A 17,529-nucleotide genomic window follows, 5' to 3' on the forward strand; every position below is an offset into this window, starting at 1 on the left:
GGTTAAGATGGCGTTTTTCTGGCTACTTTACCTTTACTTTCATAACGCTAAAGGTGACTTATGCATATTACTCAAGGTCCTCAGTTCAACGGTAAAGCGTCCAAACGTTTACACGTCATGGCGAAACCAATTGGCGCAGCATGTAACATAGACTGCACATACTGTTATTACCTCAGCAAACAGGACTTACTTGAGTACAAAAAAGGTTGTACACCCGTAATGGATGAGGCAACGCTGGAAACCTACATCCGACAGTATATTGAAGGACAAAACACGCCTGAAATCATCTTCTCTTGGCAGGGTGGTGAACCAACGATGTTGGGCTTGGATTACTTCAAAAAGATTGTCGAGTTTCAAGCGAAGTACAAGCCGGAAGGTGTGATAATTTCTAACGATTTACAAACCAACGGTACATTGCTGAACGATGATTGGTGTGCATTCTTAAAAGCGAATAATTTCTTGGTCGGTTTGAGTATCGACGGGCCAGAGATGTTGCACAATGCTTACCGCACCAACCGAGCAGGGCGAGGTACGTTCAAGCAAGTGATGAACGCGGTGGAGCTTTTACACGCTCATGAAGTAAAGTTCGCGACACTGACTTGTGTAAACAACCTTACGAGCCGTAACCCACTTGAAGTGTACCGATTCCTACGTGATGAAGTTCGCTCTCCTCAAATGCAGTTTATCCCGATTGTCGAGCAAAAGACGTTCCGCACGACAGCTCCACAAACTTGGCAACCACAAGAGCAGTTAAAGCAAGGCGACAAGCGACTCATTCCTGGTCATAAAGATTCGGTTGTTGAATCTTGGTGTGTCGCAGACGAGGCTTGGGGCAACTTCCTTATCGCTATTTTCGATGAGTGGGTACAAAACGACATTGGTAACGTCTTCGTTCAATATTTCGAAGCGAGTGTAGAGGCGTGGATGGGACGCAGAAACCCGCTTTGTACACTCGGCGAAATCTGCGGTAAAGGCCTTGCGATAGAACCGAATGGTGATGTCTTTGCTTGTGACCATTACGTCTATCCTGAATACAAGATCGGCAACATTCACCACGAAAAGTTAGATGATTTGGCGTACAGCCCTGAGCAACAAAAGTTTGGCTTTGCAAAAACGCGCTCTTTGACAAAGCAATGCCAACAATGTGATTACCAATTCGCTTGTTACGGCGAGTGTCCGAAAAACCGATTCATTCGCACCAAAGATGGCGAGCCGGGTTTGAACTACTTGTGTGCGGGTTGGAAAAAGTTCTTTTCTCATGCAGATAAGGCAATGGCATACATTCTCCGTGCAACTGGTAACCCTGTGGCACACGGAAAATATAGTGATGCAGTATTACGTGAGCAAGCTGCGAAGCGTCCAGTATTTGAAACCAAATTTTAAGGGGTTGATATGACATTCTCAAAAACATTATTGGCGCTCGCACTAGGTGTTACTGTGAGCCAGTCTGTGATGGCTCAAGATGAAACCCTATTAGTACCAGATCAAGTTTCTTCTACGAGTATTACGAGCGCACAAGAAGCCAATTCAACACAAATGACACCGCAACAAGTGGTGGCGAAGCTTTCTTATCAAGCACAAGACGTTAAGCAGCCTACAGAGAAACGCATTGAGGCGTTGCGGAATTTGGCAAATTATCCAAGCCAAAATGCATTGGTTGCAGTAGCACGCAGCTTACAAGACAAAGACCCTGCAATTCGTGAAGCGGCCATTGTCGCTGCTGAACCTTATACCATTGAACACCGCTGGCGCATGATTGAGCCATTATTGAGTGATTCAGAAGCGATGGTTCGTATTACTGCCGCAACGAACTTAGTGCGTGATTTCTCTAACGTAAGCAGTGAACAGCAAGAAACGCTAGAAGGGCCAGTTTCTGAACTTGTAAAATATTTAGAAACGAAGAAAGACGACGCATCAAAGTTGCTTCTTGCTGACGTTTATCGCTGGCACCACCAATTCGATAGTGCAGATAAGATCTATCAATCTTTGGTCACAAAAACACCTGAGAACCCACAAGTTTGGTTGAGTTTGGCAGATAATTACCGCGCTCAACAACGTGATGCAGATGCAGTCAAAACGTTAGAGACAGCGATTGAGCTTCATCCTGACAACGCTTCGTTACACTACTCTAAAGCACTCACACTCGTTCGTTTAGATGAGAAACAGAATGCAGCGCAGGAAATCGAAAAAGCTGCAGACATGGCCAAGAACAACAGCTATTTCTGGTATTTAAATGGCGTATTGCAAGAAGACTTCAACTTAGATAAGTCTGTGAAGTCCTTTGAGCAAGCGTACTTGATTTCTGGTGCGCCAGAGCAGTTATACGCGGTGTGTGATATCTACGTTCGTTACAACAACCCGAAAACAGACGAGTGCTTAGGCGAGTTAGAGAAAGTCGCACCAAGCTACGTGATTGATCAACTTAAAGAGAAGAAAGGTCAGAAGAACGCCAAAGTGAACAGTTAAGTCTGTGACGAATCTCTTTCTAAGTTTTGTGCCGTTACATAACACACAGAAAACGGTACATTGAGGCGATTGAACTCCTTGATCCAGCGCCATTGGTTATCTTGGAGTTTATCGCCTGGACCTTTCACTTCTATCCATTCAAATTTCCCATCTTTAAATGCGATGAGATCTGGCATGCCGTTGCGGTAGAGTTTTAAATCACTTAACTGCACCTTAAACAGTTCAACCAACATGTCATTAGGAATGTGGTTAAGTGCTAGGGCTAACAGTTCTTCACTGATGTAACCCCAGCTGACGAGAGGATTGCTGATTCCTTGTTTGTGTTTAAAGTTCTCAAACACGCTCTCAGTCTTGCCTTGCTTAATATCTTGCAACGCCTCTGCGACCAGTGATGCTCTCTTATCGGTAAAATCAGAATGATACAAATCGAGTGGACGATGCTGATAGGCGTTAATAAATGCTCCTTCAATCGGAGCAAAGATAGCCCCCCAAAGCGTTAGTCCCAACAAGCTATTGAGTAGGGCGTTCTCCGCATAGAAAACTGTCCAGCCCAAACTTTCGAAATGCGCTTTGGTGGCAAACTCTACACGTTGCTGTGAGAGATCCAGTTCGATGTAGTATTCGTTGCACTTTGGTTTAGTTGCTCTAGGAACCTTTATGCCTTGTTTACGCTTTACTCGTTGCTCAAGTTTTTCTGCTACTTCAAACTCGGATACATCAATAGGGTGAGCTAACATATCAGTGACAATGTCACTAAATGAATCATTTTGCACCAACTTGTCGTAGATGCGTGAGCGGCGTTCTCGGCTTGGAGCGAGCGTAGTTTGTTCAAACAAAGAAATCGCTATCTCAAGCTCATTTAAGCGTTCGTAGTCACGAGCAATATCGTTAATCATGTGTTCGCGTTTACGGTCAACGTAGCGATGTTCAACGCGCTCTGGCATCACCGCGATAAGAATATCGAGGTTGGCTTTCTGCTTTCTATCGCATTGCCAATAGAGATTGGAGAGTTGGCTAAGTTCGATAAGGCGATCGATTTGTTCTCTGCTTTCAAAGAATCGGCGTGCCTTACTTAGCTGGTATTGTTCGAATTGATGCAAACCTAAATCATCTAAAACGAACTGGCTGAGATCTTGGTGTGTATTGGCGAAAAACAAGGCCAGCAATACATCAATCATATGTTCGGAATTGAGCTTGATAACGGTGAAATCCAAAGCCTCAAATTGTTCAAAGTATTCCTTGTTCAAGCAGGTGACTAACGCCTCTTTCTTGAGTGACTTAGGATGATGAGGGTAAAGCCCTAAGATCTCCGGCTTTGTCAGTAGATTTTCCGCTAATTCTTGTACTGAAAGCTTAGGTGAGAGGGTAATAAAGTCGTGAGCTGCCAGCTCGTCTAACGCATACTGGATATCCTTGATTTCTTGATAATTGAGTTTATCACTGCGAAACCAACACCCTTTACGGCTGTATAGGCGCACGAGAAGACACTGTGCTGGTTTGTTTAAGTTTTCAAACGCGGATAGCCATTGGTGTTCATCCGAGGTAAGCAAGTCGCTGTACCACTCGGTAGCGTGTTGTGTGAGCTTAAAGAAGTTATCGAGATAGTAATCTGGCGCGAGTTCGACGGTGTTTTCCATAACCAACTAACAATAAAAAAGGCTTAACCTATAGGTTAAGCCTTTTTCGAATCAATTTCTGCAAATCTATTAGATAAACAGATCTCAGTGTGTGTTGACTAAGTAATTACGCGTTTTTCAGCTGTGCTACTTTTGCTTCAGTCAGTGGCTTAGTGATGAACGCTAGTACGATACATACTGCCATCATTACCGCTGATACCGTGTAAGCAAGCGTGTAGCCTTCGCCGTTTGTCATAGAGAAACCGACAACTGCAGCGCCGATTGCACCACCGATACCCCATGCTGTGTATAACACACCGTAGTTAGTTCCGTAGTTCTTAAGGCCGTAGAATTCAGCCGTTAGAGTAGGGAATACTGCTAGAAGCGTACCGTAACCTACTGCTGCAATTGCAGTACCTATGATCAGCGTGAACTCAGTTTTGAACGTTGCGAACAGAACCATGTTGATGCCCTGAAGAACGAACGCTAGAAGAAGAGTACGTACGCCACCGATCTTGTCTGCAAGCATACCGGCTGCAACACGACCGCCTGAGTTGAATACCGCAAGGATAGACGCTAGGTAAACCGCATTCGGCAGGTTTGCTTGAACGCTTGCGATAGTCGTAATGTTACCGATGATCATTAGACCAACAGAAGCTGCAAACGCGTACATGATCCATAGTGAGTAGAACTGTGGCGTTTTAAGCATTGCTTTCCACGTTAGGTCGTCAGACTTTTTCACAACCTTAGGTGCTTGGCCTTCTTTTACTTTAGGTTCAGCTGGCGTGTAATCCGCTGGTGGGTTGTTGATTGTTGCTGCTAGAGGAACAGCGATAGCAAGGATACCAACACCAAGAACTAGGAAGCTCGTTTGGATGCCCATGCTGTCGATCAGCGCAGAAGTCACAGGTGCTAGGTAAATAGCTGCTAGACCAAAACCTGCTGCGATGATGCCGTTAACCATACCTTTCTTAGACGAGTGGAACCACTTCATTGCTGAAGGAGAAAGACACGCGTAACCAAAACCGATACCTGCACCAGTGATCACACCGAAAGTGATGTTCAGCATTAGTGGTGAGTTAACAAAACCAGACGCGATCATGCCTAGACCAGTCAGTACTGTACCTAGGATAAGGATCAGACGTGGGCCCATACGGTCTTGAAGAATACCTGCAACAAGAAGACAGATAGAGAAAGTGATGGTTGCAGTCGCGTAAGGTGCAGATGCTTCTGCCGCGCTCCAACCTGACTCTGTTACTAGTGCTTTGTTGAATACACTCCAAGCATACAGGATGCCAAGACAAAGGTTGATACAGAATCCTGCTAACAGGATGCGCATAGCTTTATCAATCTTGCTCATTTTTGTTCTCAGTAATACCTCTTGGCAGATAGCAAAGAGGGGTCGGTTTAAAGATAAGGTTTGCTCAAAATAAGTTTGCGTTTTTCAACACATAACGTAATGAGCGCGGATTATAACCAATAAATGTGTGATTGGAATCTCTTTTTACCTCTGTTACTAAAAATAATTTGAAACATTAAAAACGTTTGTAATGAGAGGGTTTTATATATGAATAAAATGTTGATCTAACGTAAAGAAGCATTGGTTTGGTAGTGAGATCCTAAGTGAAACAAAGTTGATAGCGTGAAGCTGAGTGTTTGGCTCACAGTTTAAGCAAAAAGTTTCAAAATATTTTAGTGTTAATTTTCTGTAACAAAAGTGGGTAAAATAGAGACTGTTTTCTGTAAGTGCAGGATCTAAAGGGTTTATAAAATTGAGAATGTTAAATGCTTGTGATAACTTAATTCGAGGGGTGGGCTTGTACATAAAATGAACGAAATTTGTGCTTGTAATTGCTAAATAGATAAGCAAAATAGGGCGCAAAATGAGTTTTCATTAATGAAAGGATGCTTTTCTCTACTTGTAGTGAGGTGACTTATGAAATTGTTCCTATTACTTATGGCTTCTGTTTCTGCAGGTGTTGCATCAGCAGATCACATCCATTCATTCATGCTAGGTTTGTCTATTGCATCACTTGCCGTTGGCAGTTGCTACTTCTTTGCATTCCGTAGTTCGCGTTTCCCGCAGCTTGCTTTGTTCTTACTGATATGTGGCATGTTGTCAAAATTGACGATCACGGTAATTGGCGTGATGTGGGGTATGTCAGCAGAGCTGATTACTTCTCCAATTGTGTTTGCTTTGTCTTATTTGTTCTTTTCACTAGCCGTAACCTACTTGTGGTTCAACTACCGTCAAAACATCACTAAGATTCCAGAGCGCTTTAAAGCCGCTTAATCAATTCAAGAATACAAAAACGCCAGCGACTATTCGCTGGCGTTTTACTTTATGCGTTTGCTCTTTGAGATAGATAGGCGTGAGCACAAAGCCCTCGTTTTATAGAGTTACAGTAAGTGGTGGTTCCGGTACTTCTAGGAAACACGCAATCACCCGATACAATTCACCTTCTGCAACCGTGATCTTTCCGTCTGACTCAATCGCTAAACGACAGGCTCTCACAAACAATCGCCGTTCCTGTGGTTTAAGTTGAAGTAACAGCTCCAAAGCGGCACGGCTCAAACGCCAGTTGTTGTTTGCCGGTTCCAACGCGACTTCCGGTAAGCCGAGCGAGGCGATGGCGTTGTCGAAAGCGCTTTGTGCTTGCTCGGGGCTTGAGTGACTTACCCAAGACAACTCCCTTAATAGCCAATGAACGCTCTGTTTAAGCTGCTTCAAGCTTTTGTTTTGGCGAGTTACACCAAACGAAACAAGAATTTGCTTCTCTAATAAGTTGATTACGCACCACTCTCCCAGAGAGTAATGATTGTCAGTTTGAGATAACTCTCGCAGCACTTGGCAAAGCCTGTTCTTTTGTCCCTCACTGAGAGATTTCAGCGCGGGGATGGCTAACTCTAACAACGGCAGACGCAAGTGAAGTGGTACATCATAGTCTAACCACGGCAATAACGTCGCGTGGGAGACCATCGGAATGTGCCCTTTGATCATCTCACGTTGCACTTCGCTGCCATCAAAAGTCAGTAGTAACGCAATAAAACGAGCGCTATAAGGTTCACGTGCTATATCGACTAAGTCTTGTGGTAACTGGCTGATGAGTTGTTTCCCTGTCTCAGTTAACTCTGAGGAAGTTGGCGCGACACTTTGTGACTCAACGTCCTGAGCACCAAAGTCGGCATCCGACGCAAATCCACTGACTTGTTCATTACCGAAAGTTGCTCCTTGGCTACGCTTCTTACTCAAAAAGCTACCATCCCAATTAGGCTCAATGCGGCGAATCCTTTCTTCAAGTGGTGGGTGAGTTGCAAATAGGCCAGTAAAGCCAGATAAGTTGCTCTGCCCAAACATCATGTGACTCATTTGACTACTCGCTTGCGCATCCAAGCTAGAGCCAGATGCGTGACCGCCAATCTTCTTCAGAGCACCTGAAATACCTTGGTCATTACGAGTAAATTGAACGGCACTCGCATCCGCCAAGAACTCACGTTGTCGTGAGATAGCTGCTTTGATCATTGAGCCAAATAAAGTACCAACCCAACCAAGCACTAAACACACAATCGCGATCAACATGATGACAGCGAAGCCTTTATCGGAATCTGAAGAGCTTCTTGAAGCACGACTGGTATGGTGTGTATTGTCTAGAACCAAGTGTCCAAAATGCGCAATACACGTAATGCCGAATAGTACGCCAATCAAGCGCGTATTCAAGCGCATATCGCCATTTAATACGTGGCTGTACTCGTGAGCAATGACGCCTTGCAGTTCATCACGGGAAAAGCTGTCTAGCGCGCCTTGTGTTACACCGATGACGGCATCATCAATACTCATGCCTGCGGCGAACGCATTAATGCCACGCTCTTCTTGCATTACATAAACAGAAGGAACGGGAATTCCAGAAGCGATCGCCATTTCTTCTACGACGTTGAGTAACTGTCTATGTTTTGTATCTAATGTATTTGATGAGATGAGTTTGCCGCCGATACTCTCAGCGACACCTCGACCGCCATTGGAAGAGAGCTCAGATAGGCGAATCATAGAACTGATTGCGACAATCAGCGCTACACCCGCAAAGCACAGCAAGGTGTAGGTGATAGCGGTTCGTTGATCAAACGGCTCACCAGTGACCCCGTAATAAATGGCAATCGACAGTACGCTGACCAAACCTGTGATGATTAATACTGCTAAGGAGAACAGAAACACCAAAAGCCCGGTGCGTTGTCGCGCGGTATCTTGATGGTCAAAGAAATTCATTAGAACTCAACCTTAGGTGCTTCTTGGATGGCTTCAGTGTCTGCAAATTCCAACAACTTGCCGTCTTGGAAACCAAACAGATTGGCAAACAAGACAGGTGGGAAAGTTTGCTTGTAGGTGTTGTAGCTGGTAACTGCATCGTTAAAGGCTTGGCGAGCAAAAGCGACTTTATTCTCTGTGCTGGTCAGCTCTTCTTGCAGCTGGGTCATGGTTTCGTTGGCTTTCACTTCTGGGTACGCTTCTACAACCACATTTAACTTGCCTAGCGCATTTTGTAGCATGCCTTCTGCTTGCGCTAGTTGGCTGATAGCTGCGTCGCTGTCTGGTGCATCACTTGCTGCTTTTAAGCCTGAAATCGCTTGATTACGCGCTTGGATGACACGCTCGAAGGTTTCTTTTTCATGCTCCATGTAGCCCTTCGCTGTGCTAACAAGGTTTGGGATCAGGTCATAACGACGTTTTAGCTGAACCTCAATCTGAGCAAAGCTGTTTTTAAAGCGATTACGTAGTGTCACTAGTTTGTTGTAAATGTTGACTGCGAACACCGCGATAAGCAAAATGATGACGATAAAAACAATAAGTGAAGTCATAGTAAGTTCCATTTTGTGAATGTATTGAAGCTTTATATAAATACTTGAGATATTAAGCAAATCGGACTTGCTTATAATGTGTAGTGTTTTGAAAATAAGAGAGGTGTTGCGTATCTAATGTAGATATGGGTAGGTTACAAAAGTAAAAGGAATGTGTGAATTGAGCCAAATAAAAAGGCTCGACGAGAGCGCCGAGCCTAAATGATCTAGGACCGTGTAGTGTGTGTTACGCTGACATAGGTACAAGAACCATAGTACCGATGATTACCGTAATTAGACCAGCTAGTACTGGCACTGAGGTACGCTTTACCACTTCGAATGGGCTAATGTTTGCCATACCAGACGTTGCTACGATTACACCAGATACTGGCGAGATAGTACGACCTAGGTTTGATGCTTGTAGCATTGGGATGATAAGGAACGCAGGGTTCAGCCCCATTTTCGCTGCTAGAGAAGGAGCAAGCTCTACGAACGCGTAGAAAGGCGCGTTACCAGAACCTGTTGCGATAGCTGCAGCAACAGTAAGACCAGTAAGGATAAGCATTAGAGCAATACCGCCAGCACCCGCGTTGTCTGCAAGGTGTAGTAGGTTATCGATAGCACCAATTGACATGAGACCTTGTGCAAATACACCCGCCGCAACCAACAGCATTACCACGCCTTTAAACGCATCTGCCATGCCCGCATAACAAGAATCAAGATCCTCAAGTGACTTCTTACCGTCAAACTTGTTCACCACATAGTGAATCACAGCACCCAAGAAGATAGAACCTACCACGATAGTGTAGATGTCTAGAGTCAGGCCAGGAATCGTACGACCGTTGAATAGGAATACACCGATGATTGGTAAGAAAGGAAGAACCGCGTAGAACGCTGGCGCATCTGCTTTGATTTCAGACACGTCAATTTTTTCCATTGGTGTGTTGTCTTTTTTATCTAGATATTTGTTCCAGAAGAAAGCCGCCGCCGCCATCACGATGATCGCACAGATAGAAACAGGAAGTACGGTTTGAACCGCGAATACATCCAATGCTAGACCTGATTTCTCCGCTGCAATTACCACGTCACCAGAAGTTGGTGAAAGAATGATTGCCGCTGGAGAAGCACACACAGCAACCGCTGCTGGGCGAGAGATACCCATTGCCGTCATCATTGGGAATAGGGTAGCCATTAATAGCACACCTAGACCCGTTGCTGAACTCACTGCAAGAGACATCAAACATGCCACGATGTAAGCCGCTACCAAAAGGACGTATGGAGACTTGATAACAGAAAGCGGTTTAGAGAACTGTTTTACTACAACATTGTTTGCGCCGATGTGTGTCATGTAAGACGCAAAGCCACAAAGCAGCATGATTTGCATACCAAGGCCACCACCACGGTATTGAAGCATGTATTTTACGTACTCTAGTGCGTCCGTCACCATATTACCCGTTGAGGTTATTTTTGATGGCAGAACGTCATGGCCAAGCAGACCTGTCATAAGAAGCAAACTGATACCTGCGGTTAATAACACGCCAGCGGCTTTGTAGCCTTTGACAATGAAATAACCCACAGCAATGGTCACTACCAAGCCAATTAAGAGCTCTAACATAGGGTTGTCTCCAGATATTATGAAAAAAAGAAAGAAACTGTTTCAGTTTATGTCAGAGAATTTACAGAATTCTTTCTTGTGGCACGAGACTAAATTAGAGCTAGCATGATCTAAAACAAATAATAGATTAATAAATAATTACACTGAATTATATTGTTTAAATTACGTTTTCTAGGTGTTATGTACTGGTTTTATTGATTTTAAAGAAACGAAAATATGAACATTTTATCGAATGAAAATCATACGAAATGATTAAAAAGTGAGAAAAGTGATAGTTCGAGCTAGATCACGTTAAAGGGGGTTTGTTGAACAAAAAAGCTCCGACTGACGGAGCTTTTGTTTTGACTTCAATAGATTGAGGCGCGACTTACCTGTCATAAATTACGCGTATCGGCGCACTAGCAAGTTCCAGCTACGTTGTTGGCGTTCAAATTCATCTTTGATCTGTTGGTATTTAATTTTGGAAACGGAGCGTTCGTATTTTTTTACTACGGTTGCCGTTTTCTCTCCGAGAACTTCTTTACGAACTTCGTAGTATTCCTGCATGTGATGGACTAAAGCATCGAACTCTTGTTGCAGTTGATCACGAATCGATTGGCTGTTTGGTTTTGTTTCCAATTTCTCTTTCGCCTTTTTCAGCAACTGGGTTGCGCGTGCCTTTTCGATACGGAAGGTCGACGTTGTGCGAAGTTTGGTCGTCAATCCTAGCCAAGAGCATGACTTGATCAGCCATTTAGTTGGATCGTAATGCCACCAATACACACCGTTACGGTAATCGTTCTCAAAAATATGGTGGAAGTTATGGTAGCCCTCGCCAAAGGTAAATAAAGCCAAAATACCATTGTCACGAGCGGTGTTCTTATCGGTAAAGGTTTGCTTACCCCAAACATGTGCGAGTGAATTAATAAAGAAGGTGGTGTGATGGCTCAAGAAAAGACGTGCGGCACCTACGATCAAGAACATCCCCCAGATATCTCCGTAGATAAGGCCGAGAGCCAGTGGAAAACCGATATTAGTTGCGATGGCTAAAGGGACGTAATACTTGTGTTGCCATGCAACGATTTTATCTCGCTTTAAATCTCGACAGTTGGTGTATTCATTCTTACTCGATTTGTTGTAGTCGCGTAGCATCCAGCCGATATGCGAATACCAAAAGCCACGCTTTGCTGAATATGGGTCTTTGTCGTTGTCATCGACATGCTTGTGATGAACTCGATGATCGGATGACCAATGCATTGCGCTGTTTTGAAGAGAGAAAGCACCACCGATGGCAAAGATGAATCGTAAAACTGGGTGAGCTTCGTAGGTTTTGTGGCTCCATAAACGGTGGTATCCCGCAGTAATGGAAAGGTTAGTAAAACTGAAGGCGATGATGCCCCAGATAAGGTGCTCCCAACCTAAACCATGATGGTATGCATACCAAGGCAATACAATAAAGGTCAGAATGAAACTGGCAGAAAATATCAATATATTCAACCAGATAAGAGGCGGTTTATTATGCGTCACAATGTGTCCCTAACTTTGAGCTAACAACTGTTCGCTAGAATATCAGCGTACACGTGTAAGTCAAACTAAAGTTAGATGACTTTGTTTCGAGTTGTGACTGTTCTATCGCCCCACCAAAGTTCATGATTCGTCGCGCTTATTGGTGGGATATTTTGCTTTTAAACGAATAATGAGTAGTATTAATCAATGAGCTGGGGCTTTAGATTTGTAAAATCTGCCAATAATATGTAGTTAATGAGGTGGAAAATGCCAAAGCTCGATAGAGAAGCAATAAAAGAACATAGGAATACGTAATGGAATTACGATTAGCGGAATATAAGGATTATGAACGCATCGCGCAGTTACACGCGGACAGTTGGAAGCGTCACTATCGTGGTATGTTGAGTGACGGATATCTTGATAGCGAAGCCATCGATGACAAATTGTTGATTTGGCAAACGCGCTTAACTAACCCGCCATTTAACCAACACGTCGTTTTAGCAGAAGAGGGTGGCCTTCTTCTTGGTTTCGTTTGTGTGTTCGGCAATCATGACTTTGAGCGCGGCAGTTTTATTGAAGCTTTGCACGTAGATGATGGTTATCAAGGACGGGGGATAGGTAAGCAACTGTTACTTGCCGTTGCCGAATGGCACCAACAGTATTTTAAAGACAGTGGCTTGTACCTAGAGGTGATTTCACAAAACGAACCTGCGGTAGAGTTTTACCAACACATTGGCGGGCAAGAGTGCCAAGAGCGAAGTTGGAAAGCGCCAGGGGGCAGTGAAGTCATGGAAAAAGTGTTTCGTTGGTCCAGTGCGCAATCCTTGGTAAATGGGATTGAAGAGAATGTGATTTACTCCTAGCTATCATAGTTAACAAGGACTATCTCATAGAGCAGATAAGAGCAGCCACGAGCTGCTCTTTTTTATTTTGAACGATTCGACGAGAAGCTTAAACCCATTGCTTTTAATGCACGCTCGCATTGTTCTGCGTGCTCAAATTGAATAGCTAAAATCCCCACCGCTTGTGCGCCTTCTACGTTGTGGGGCATGTCATCAAGAAACACCGTTTCTGAAGCTAAAAGGTGGTGAGTTTTAAGAAGGTTTTGGTAGATCTCTGGTTGAGGTTTTAATAATCCAAGTTCAGCAGAGACAGTTGTACCATTAAACAATGGCCAAAAATCATACGTCGATTTTAAGTACTCGACAATTTCTACGACGTTATCAGTTAACGCATACACTTGATAGCCTGCGGTCTTTATGCGTTTAAGCAGGTCGACACTGCCGTAAATAAGCAACTGCGTTTGTTTTACGTAATAGAAGAACCGTTCACAATCCGCTTCTGAAAACTGTTTTTCTTCTTGATAACGTTGTTTAGCTTGCGACTCACTGATTAGACCCTTGTTCAAATCTGACCATATCGAACTCATGAACAATTCTTTTGCTAGGCCCTCTGCATCGACGTTATTGCCAAATGTTAATCGAACAATTTCGAGCGGAGACCATCGAACGAGCACATTTCCAACATCGAATACGACATTTTTTATTGCTATTGGTTGCATATGTTTTCTTGTTTGATAAGTTGAATAGGTGAGAGTGCATTTTTTAGAGAATGATGTTGCACGATTTTTCTGTATGAGACATTGCGCTACTTCGCGTTTTTGCTTATTTAATATTCAGGTTCATTTAACTTATTAGCCCTGTGAATATAAAGGGTTGAATTTAAAGTAGAGCGTCGCGAAATATTTGATTGAAGTCTCACTGCTTATGCCTGCCAAGTAATATATAATTGGTAGCAAATATAAAAAAATAAAGCAAACCATAAAACCAGTCAACGTTAAGGCTTAGTTAACAAAGTATTCAATATGGACGCGATTCGCAAAGTTTATCAGTACGCAGAACCAAACCTAACCCTAGTGGGGTGGATGGGCTTTGTTGGATTCCCTATCTATTACGTGGTTTGGGAGTTTCTGTTCCCTCAACCTTATGAAAATCTAGCATTACGTTTACTTTGTTCCGTTTTGTTTTTCGGTATCATTGCTCGTAATCGCATGCCGTTTCAATGGCGTAAATATCTACCTGCTTACTATCAAGTGGCAGTCACGCTCTGTTTACCGTGCTTCTTCTTCTACATGTTGTTGATGAACAATTGGTCCAATGTTTGGGTCATGTCATTTATGTCGGCGATCTTCTTGCATATTTTGTTGGTACACATTACGCGAGTGATGTTCGCTCAGACGTTTGCAGGGATTGGATTAGCGACCTTTTTTGCCTGGGTTGCTCAAGGGTTTCACCTAGAACTCACAATGGATTGGACGCACGTGCCAATCTTCTTATTTATTTACTTGTTTGGCAATTTGTTCTATTTCCGAAACCAGGTAGAGCACGAAGCGAAAGTTTCGTTAGCGAAATCTTTTGGTGCTGGTATTGCACATGAGATGCGTAACCCTCTAAGTGGTTTGCTAACATCGATAGATGTTATTCAATCAGTACTGCCGAACCCTAAACAGGGTAAAAAAGACCAATATGTTTTGAGTGGTGAAGACGTGACACTGTTACGTGAGGTGAGCGATGACGCGATGAACATCATTCACTCTGGTAATGAGACGATTGATTTGTTGCTTACCTCGATAGATGAAAATCGTGTTTCTCGCTCAACGTTCAAGAAGCATTCCGCACAAACTGTTGTGGAAAGTGCCATCGAGAGCTTTAGTTATAAACGCTCAACTGACCGTTTTGCCATTTCATTGGATGTACGCAGTGAATTCGATTTTCTTGGTAGTGACACGTTGCTAAAGTACGTTATGTACAACCTGTTTAAGAATGCCTTCCACCACCGACGCTCCGAAGACTTCCATATCCATGTCACGATGTATAGCGATGATGTAGTCAATCAAATTGTCGTAACGGACAATGGGTCTGGTATCTCCAGTGATGTGATTCGAAGTATCTTCAGAGACTTTTATACAACAGGGAAGTCAGGCAATTACGGGTTAGGTTTGCCATTTTGTAAAAAGGTAATGCGCTCATTTGGCGGTGATATTAAATGTCAGTCTGAAGTTGGGGAGTGGTCACAGTTCACCATGACCTTTCCGTTGATTACCTCAAACGCGGTCAAGGAAATTAAGAACGAACTCAACAAGTTGAAGACGGTGTTAGTGGTTTCAGAGCAAAATATCCTCGTTGCGAAAGCCACTGATATTGCGCGATTGATGGGGTTTGAACTGACGGTTCTAGATATCGCTTCGACTCTCAAAAAGAAAGAGTATGAATTCGAGTTTGATTTAATTTTTGTCGATATGGAAAGCTTAGATTCGAGAGGAAGCCACCTTGATAAAATCGAATCTTTACTGTCTTTCACTGAGGCGCGCATCGTGTACTTGTTTGAACACCATCCGATTGAACGCGCTCGTAATGTTAGCTTTGAGCCGATTTGGGTTGAAACTCAAGCGTGGCTATTGAACACCAAAGCAACCATTGACCGGTTGCTCTACGACGCCAGCTATGTCGTACCAGCAATGCCAGCAAAACCTTTGGACGCAACGAATAAGCGAACGATCATGGTTGTGGATGATAATGAATCGCTACGCAAATTCACCGCGATGCTGCTTGAAAAGCAAGGCTTTGATGTTATCCAAAAAGAAGATGGTCAGCAGGCTTTAGACGCTTTGAATACTGATACGATAGACTTGATCTTAATGGATATCGAGATGCCAATCATGGATGGGGTAGAAGCGTCGCGTCGTATTCGAGCTGCAAACAGAGCGTATTCTACGGTTCCGATTATTGCTCATACAGGAGACAGTTCCCCAATCACATTGGATAAAATTGGGTCTTCAGGCATGTCTGATTTCATCGTTAAGCCAGCGGATAAGAATCGGCTTTTCGATAAAATCGCAAGCTGGATCTAAAATCACCGAATTAAAAAATAGAGCTCAGCAACACGCTGAGCTCTTTTGTTTTAGCGACAATACACAAGCTTCCATTCAAATATGCCTTTACCCTTTGTTGTTATGCAAATTCTAATTCCGGGTGGTTAAACGCTTCTTGGCATACAGTAAGGACGAGGTCTACGTCTCGGGATGTCATGTCTGAATTAATAGAGAATCGTATGATGTTTTTGTTCTTTCCTGTTGCAGGCCGACAAAATACCGCGCCAAAGACATCGCGCTCTTCTAGAAAGTCTCGTACGCGCTCAGTATTTCGCTCGCTACCACATTCTAAAGCGACAATCTGAGACTCGCTACGGATCTGGAAACCGATTTGTTTCAAGCCCGTAGTAAGCTCCTTGGCACGCTGAAAGAGTATCTCACGTTTATGATCGGACGTTTTAATGACTTCCAAGGTTTTCTCTAAGCGAATCACTTCTTGTGGCAACACGGTCGAGCTGAAAATGGCTGGAAACGCAACAAAAGGAAGCGTTTTTGCCAGTTTTTTCCGGACCGAGGATCGCGCCAGCTCGATAAGCAAATGTCTTAGCTAAGCTAACAGTAATAAAGTCTACCTTATCGGTTAGCCCCAAAGCTTGAACTAACCCTGCGCCGTTGGGACCATGTGTACCTAGAGAATGGGACTCATCAACCACCAATGCACAATCAAACTCTTGCGCCATTTCGTAGATGTCGCGTAGTGGAGCGATAGTGCCGATAGTGCTGTAGACGGAGTCCACCACAATGACACCAGAACCATGACGTTGCAGCTGTTTACGCAAATGATTCATGTTGTTGTGCATAAACGGGTGTGCAATCGCGCCTGCTGCACGAATTCCCTCCCATAAAGACATATGCGCAAAAAAATCAATGTATACCGGCGTGTTAGGTGCGCAAATGGTTTGTAGTAAGCCGATGTTGGCGGCCCAGCCTGATTGAGACAATAAGCAACTATCCATACCTACGTAGTCGGCTAGTTGTGTTTCGAAGGCGGGTTTTGACGAATCGTCTTGTAAGAATATTGCAGACATAACCACGTTGTCGTCGTGTTCAAAGATCGCGTCTCGATGTGCTTTCTGGATTTGCTTGTTATGGGACAACGCGAGATAGTCATTGCTCTGCATGACAACGGCGTTGCGTTTTGGACGTTTACCTAAAACCAAGTGCTTTTGGTTTTCGTTTTGTTCAATCAAATCTTGAATATAAAAATCCAGGCGTTCCTCAACAAAAGAAGGAAGTAGTTTCGTTTTCGATTTATCACTCATAATAAGCTCTCTTCGTAATACAGAAAAACGCCAGCGCTGACAGTTATATAGTTTGACGAATATGAATTAACTGTCATTAACCAAGTTGCATAAGTTTGCGTGTGCTTGCAAACTCGGTATTTAAGGGTTGGGTGACGTTTGTAACTCCTTACCATTCGGGGGTCTAACTAAGATCGCGATTAAAAAATAACCGTTAAATTACATAATAAATATTTATGATTTTGTTTGATTTTTCCTACAAAACTTAACGAAAAAGGCAAATTGAGGTGACCGTTAGAGGTGTGTTTTTAGAGGTATTAGTTCCGCTAAATATGAGAACGAAAG

Annotated in this window: 12 protein-coding genes and 1 pseudogene; 5 read left to right on the top strand and 8 right to left on the bottom strand. The window is 43.6% G+C overall.

Annotated elements, in window-relative coordinates; all coding sequences use genetic code 11:
* Positions 1–60 precede the first annotated feature (60 nt).
* Both C1S74_RS21290 and C1S74_RS21295 read left to right on the top strand, forming a co-directional pair.
* Entirely contained in the window at positions 61–1,383 is a 1,323-nt protein-coding gene (locus C1S74_RS21290) for an anaerobic sulfatase maturase (protein WP_045402756.1), read from the top strand.
* A gap of 9 nt (positions 1,384–1,392) precedes the next feature.
* Positions 1,393–2,466 carry a tetratricopeptide repeat protein gene (locus tag C1S74_RS21295; RefSeq protein ID WP_045402757.1) on the top strand — a complete coding sequence of 358 codons (1,074 nt, stop codon included), beginning with the start codon at positions 1,393–1,395 and terminating at the stop codon, positions 2,464–2,466.
* Here C1S74_RS21295 and C1S74_RS21300 read toward each other — a convergent pair.
* Both C1S74_RS21300 and C1S74_RS21305 read right to left on the bottom strand, forming a co-directional pair.
* Positions 2,463–4,103 (bottom strand): VRR-NUC domain-containing protein, encoded by a 1,641-nt coding sequence (locus C1S74_RS21300; RefSeq protein WP_045402758.1) that lies wholly within the window; start codon positions 4,101–4,103, stop codon positions 2,463–2,465. The genes C1S74_RS21295 and C1S74_RS21300 overlap by 4 nt on opposite strands.
* Positions 4,104–4,209: 106 nt before the next feature.
* The gene (locus C1S74_RS21305; protein ID WP_045402759.1) at positions 4,210–5,442 is read right to left on the bottom strand and encodes an L-lactate MFS transporter; all 1,233 of its coding nucleotides are present in this window, start codon (positions 5,440–5,442) and stop codon (positions 4,210–4,212) included.
* 576 nt (positions 5,443–6,018) lie between these two features.
* On the opposite strand from C1S74_RS21305, the gene C1S74_RS21310 reads away from it, so the two are divergent.
* A complete protein-coding gene (locus C1S74_RS21310) occupies positions 6,019–6,375 on the top strand; it encodes a hypothetical protein (RefSeq protein WP_045402763.1) in 357 nt (118 codons plus the stop codon).
* A gap of 99 nt (positions 6,376–6,474) precedes the next feature.
* Here C1S74_RS21310 and C1S74_RS21315 read toward each other — a convergent pair whose 3' ends face one another.
* The 4 genes from C1S74_RS21315 to C1S74_RS21330 form a co-directional block, all read right to left on the bottom strand.
* Positions 6,475–8,343 (bottom strand): M48 family metallopeptidase, encoded by a 1,869-nt coding sequence (locus C1S74_RS21315; protein WP_045402764.1) that lies wholly within the window; start codon positions 8,341–8,343, stop codon positions 6,475–6,477.
* Complete coding sequence (locus C1S74_RS21320) at positions 8,343–8,933, bottom strand: LemA family protein (RefSeq protein WP_045402766.1); 591 nt, start codon at positions 8,931–8,933, stop codon at positions 8,343–8,345. The genes C1S74_RS21315 and C1S74_RS21320 overlap by 1 nt, the downstream gene beginning before the upstream one ends.
* A gap of 226 nt (positions 8,934–9,159) precedes the next feature.
* Complete coding sequence (gene dcuC / locus C1S74_RS21325) at positions 9,160–10,527, bottom strand: anaerobic C4-dicarboxylate transporter DcuC (RefSeq protein WP_045402770.1); 1,368 nt, start codon at positions 10,525–10,527, stop codon at positions 9,160–9,162.
* A gap of 381 nt (positions 10,528–10,908) precedes the next feature.
* On the bottom strand, positions 10,909–12,033 hold the full coding sequence (locus tag C1S74_RS21330; RefSeq protein WP_045402773.1) for an acyl-CoA desaturase: 1,125 nt from the start codon (positions 12,031–12,033) through the stop codon (positions 10,909–10,911).
* Between the two features lie 293 nt (positions 12,034–12,326).
* Here C1S74_RS21330 and C1S74_RS21335 point away from each other — a divergent pair, with 293 nt between their 5' ends.
* Positions 12,327–12,875 carry a GNAT family N-acetyltransferase gene (locus C1S74_RS21335; protein ID WP_045402775.1) on the top strand — a complete coding sequence of 183 codons (549 nt, stop codon included), beginning with the start codon at positions 12,327–12,329 and terminating at the stop codon, positions 12,873–12,875.
* 62 nt (positions 12,876–12,937) lie between these two features.
* On the opposite strand, the gene C1S74_RS21340 is transcribed toward C1S74_RS21335, so the two are convergent.
* On the bottom strand, positions 12,938–13,573 hold the full coding sequence (locus C1S74_RS21340) for an HAD family hydrolase (protein WP_045402778.1): 636 nt from the start codon (positions 13,571–13,573) through the stop codon (positions 12,938–12,940).
* Positions 13,574–13,876: 303 nt separating this feature from the next.
* On the opposite strand from C1S74_RS21340, the gene C1S74_RS21345 reads away from it, so the two are divergent.
* Positions 13,877–15,922 (top strand): hybrid sensor histidine kinase/response regulator, encoded by a 2,046-nt coding sequence (locus C1S74_RS21345; RefSeq protein WP_045402779.1) that lies wholly within the window; start codon positions 13,877–13,879, stop codon positions 15,920–15,922.
* A gap of 100 nt (positions 15,923–16,022) precedes the next feature.
* Here C1S74_RS21345 and cqsA read toward each other — a convergent pair.
* Positions 16,023–17,205: pseudogene (gene cqsA / locus C1S74_RS21350) on the bottom strand (alpha-hydroxyketone-type quorum-sensing autoinducer synthase).
* Positions 17,206–17,529: the final 324 nt, after the last annotated feature.

The sequence above is a fragment of the Vibrio hyugaensis genome, assembly GCF_002906655.1.
Taxonomy (GTDB): Bacteria; Pseudomonadota; Gammaproteobacteria; order Enterobacterales; family Vibrionaceae; genus Vibrio; species Vibrio hyugaensis.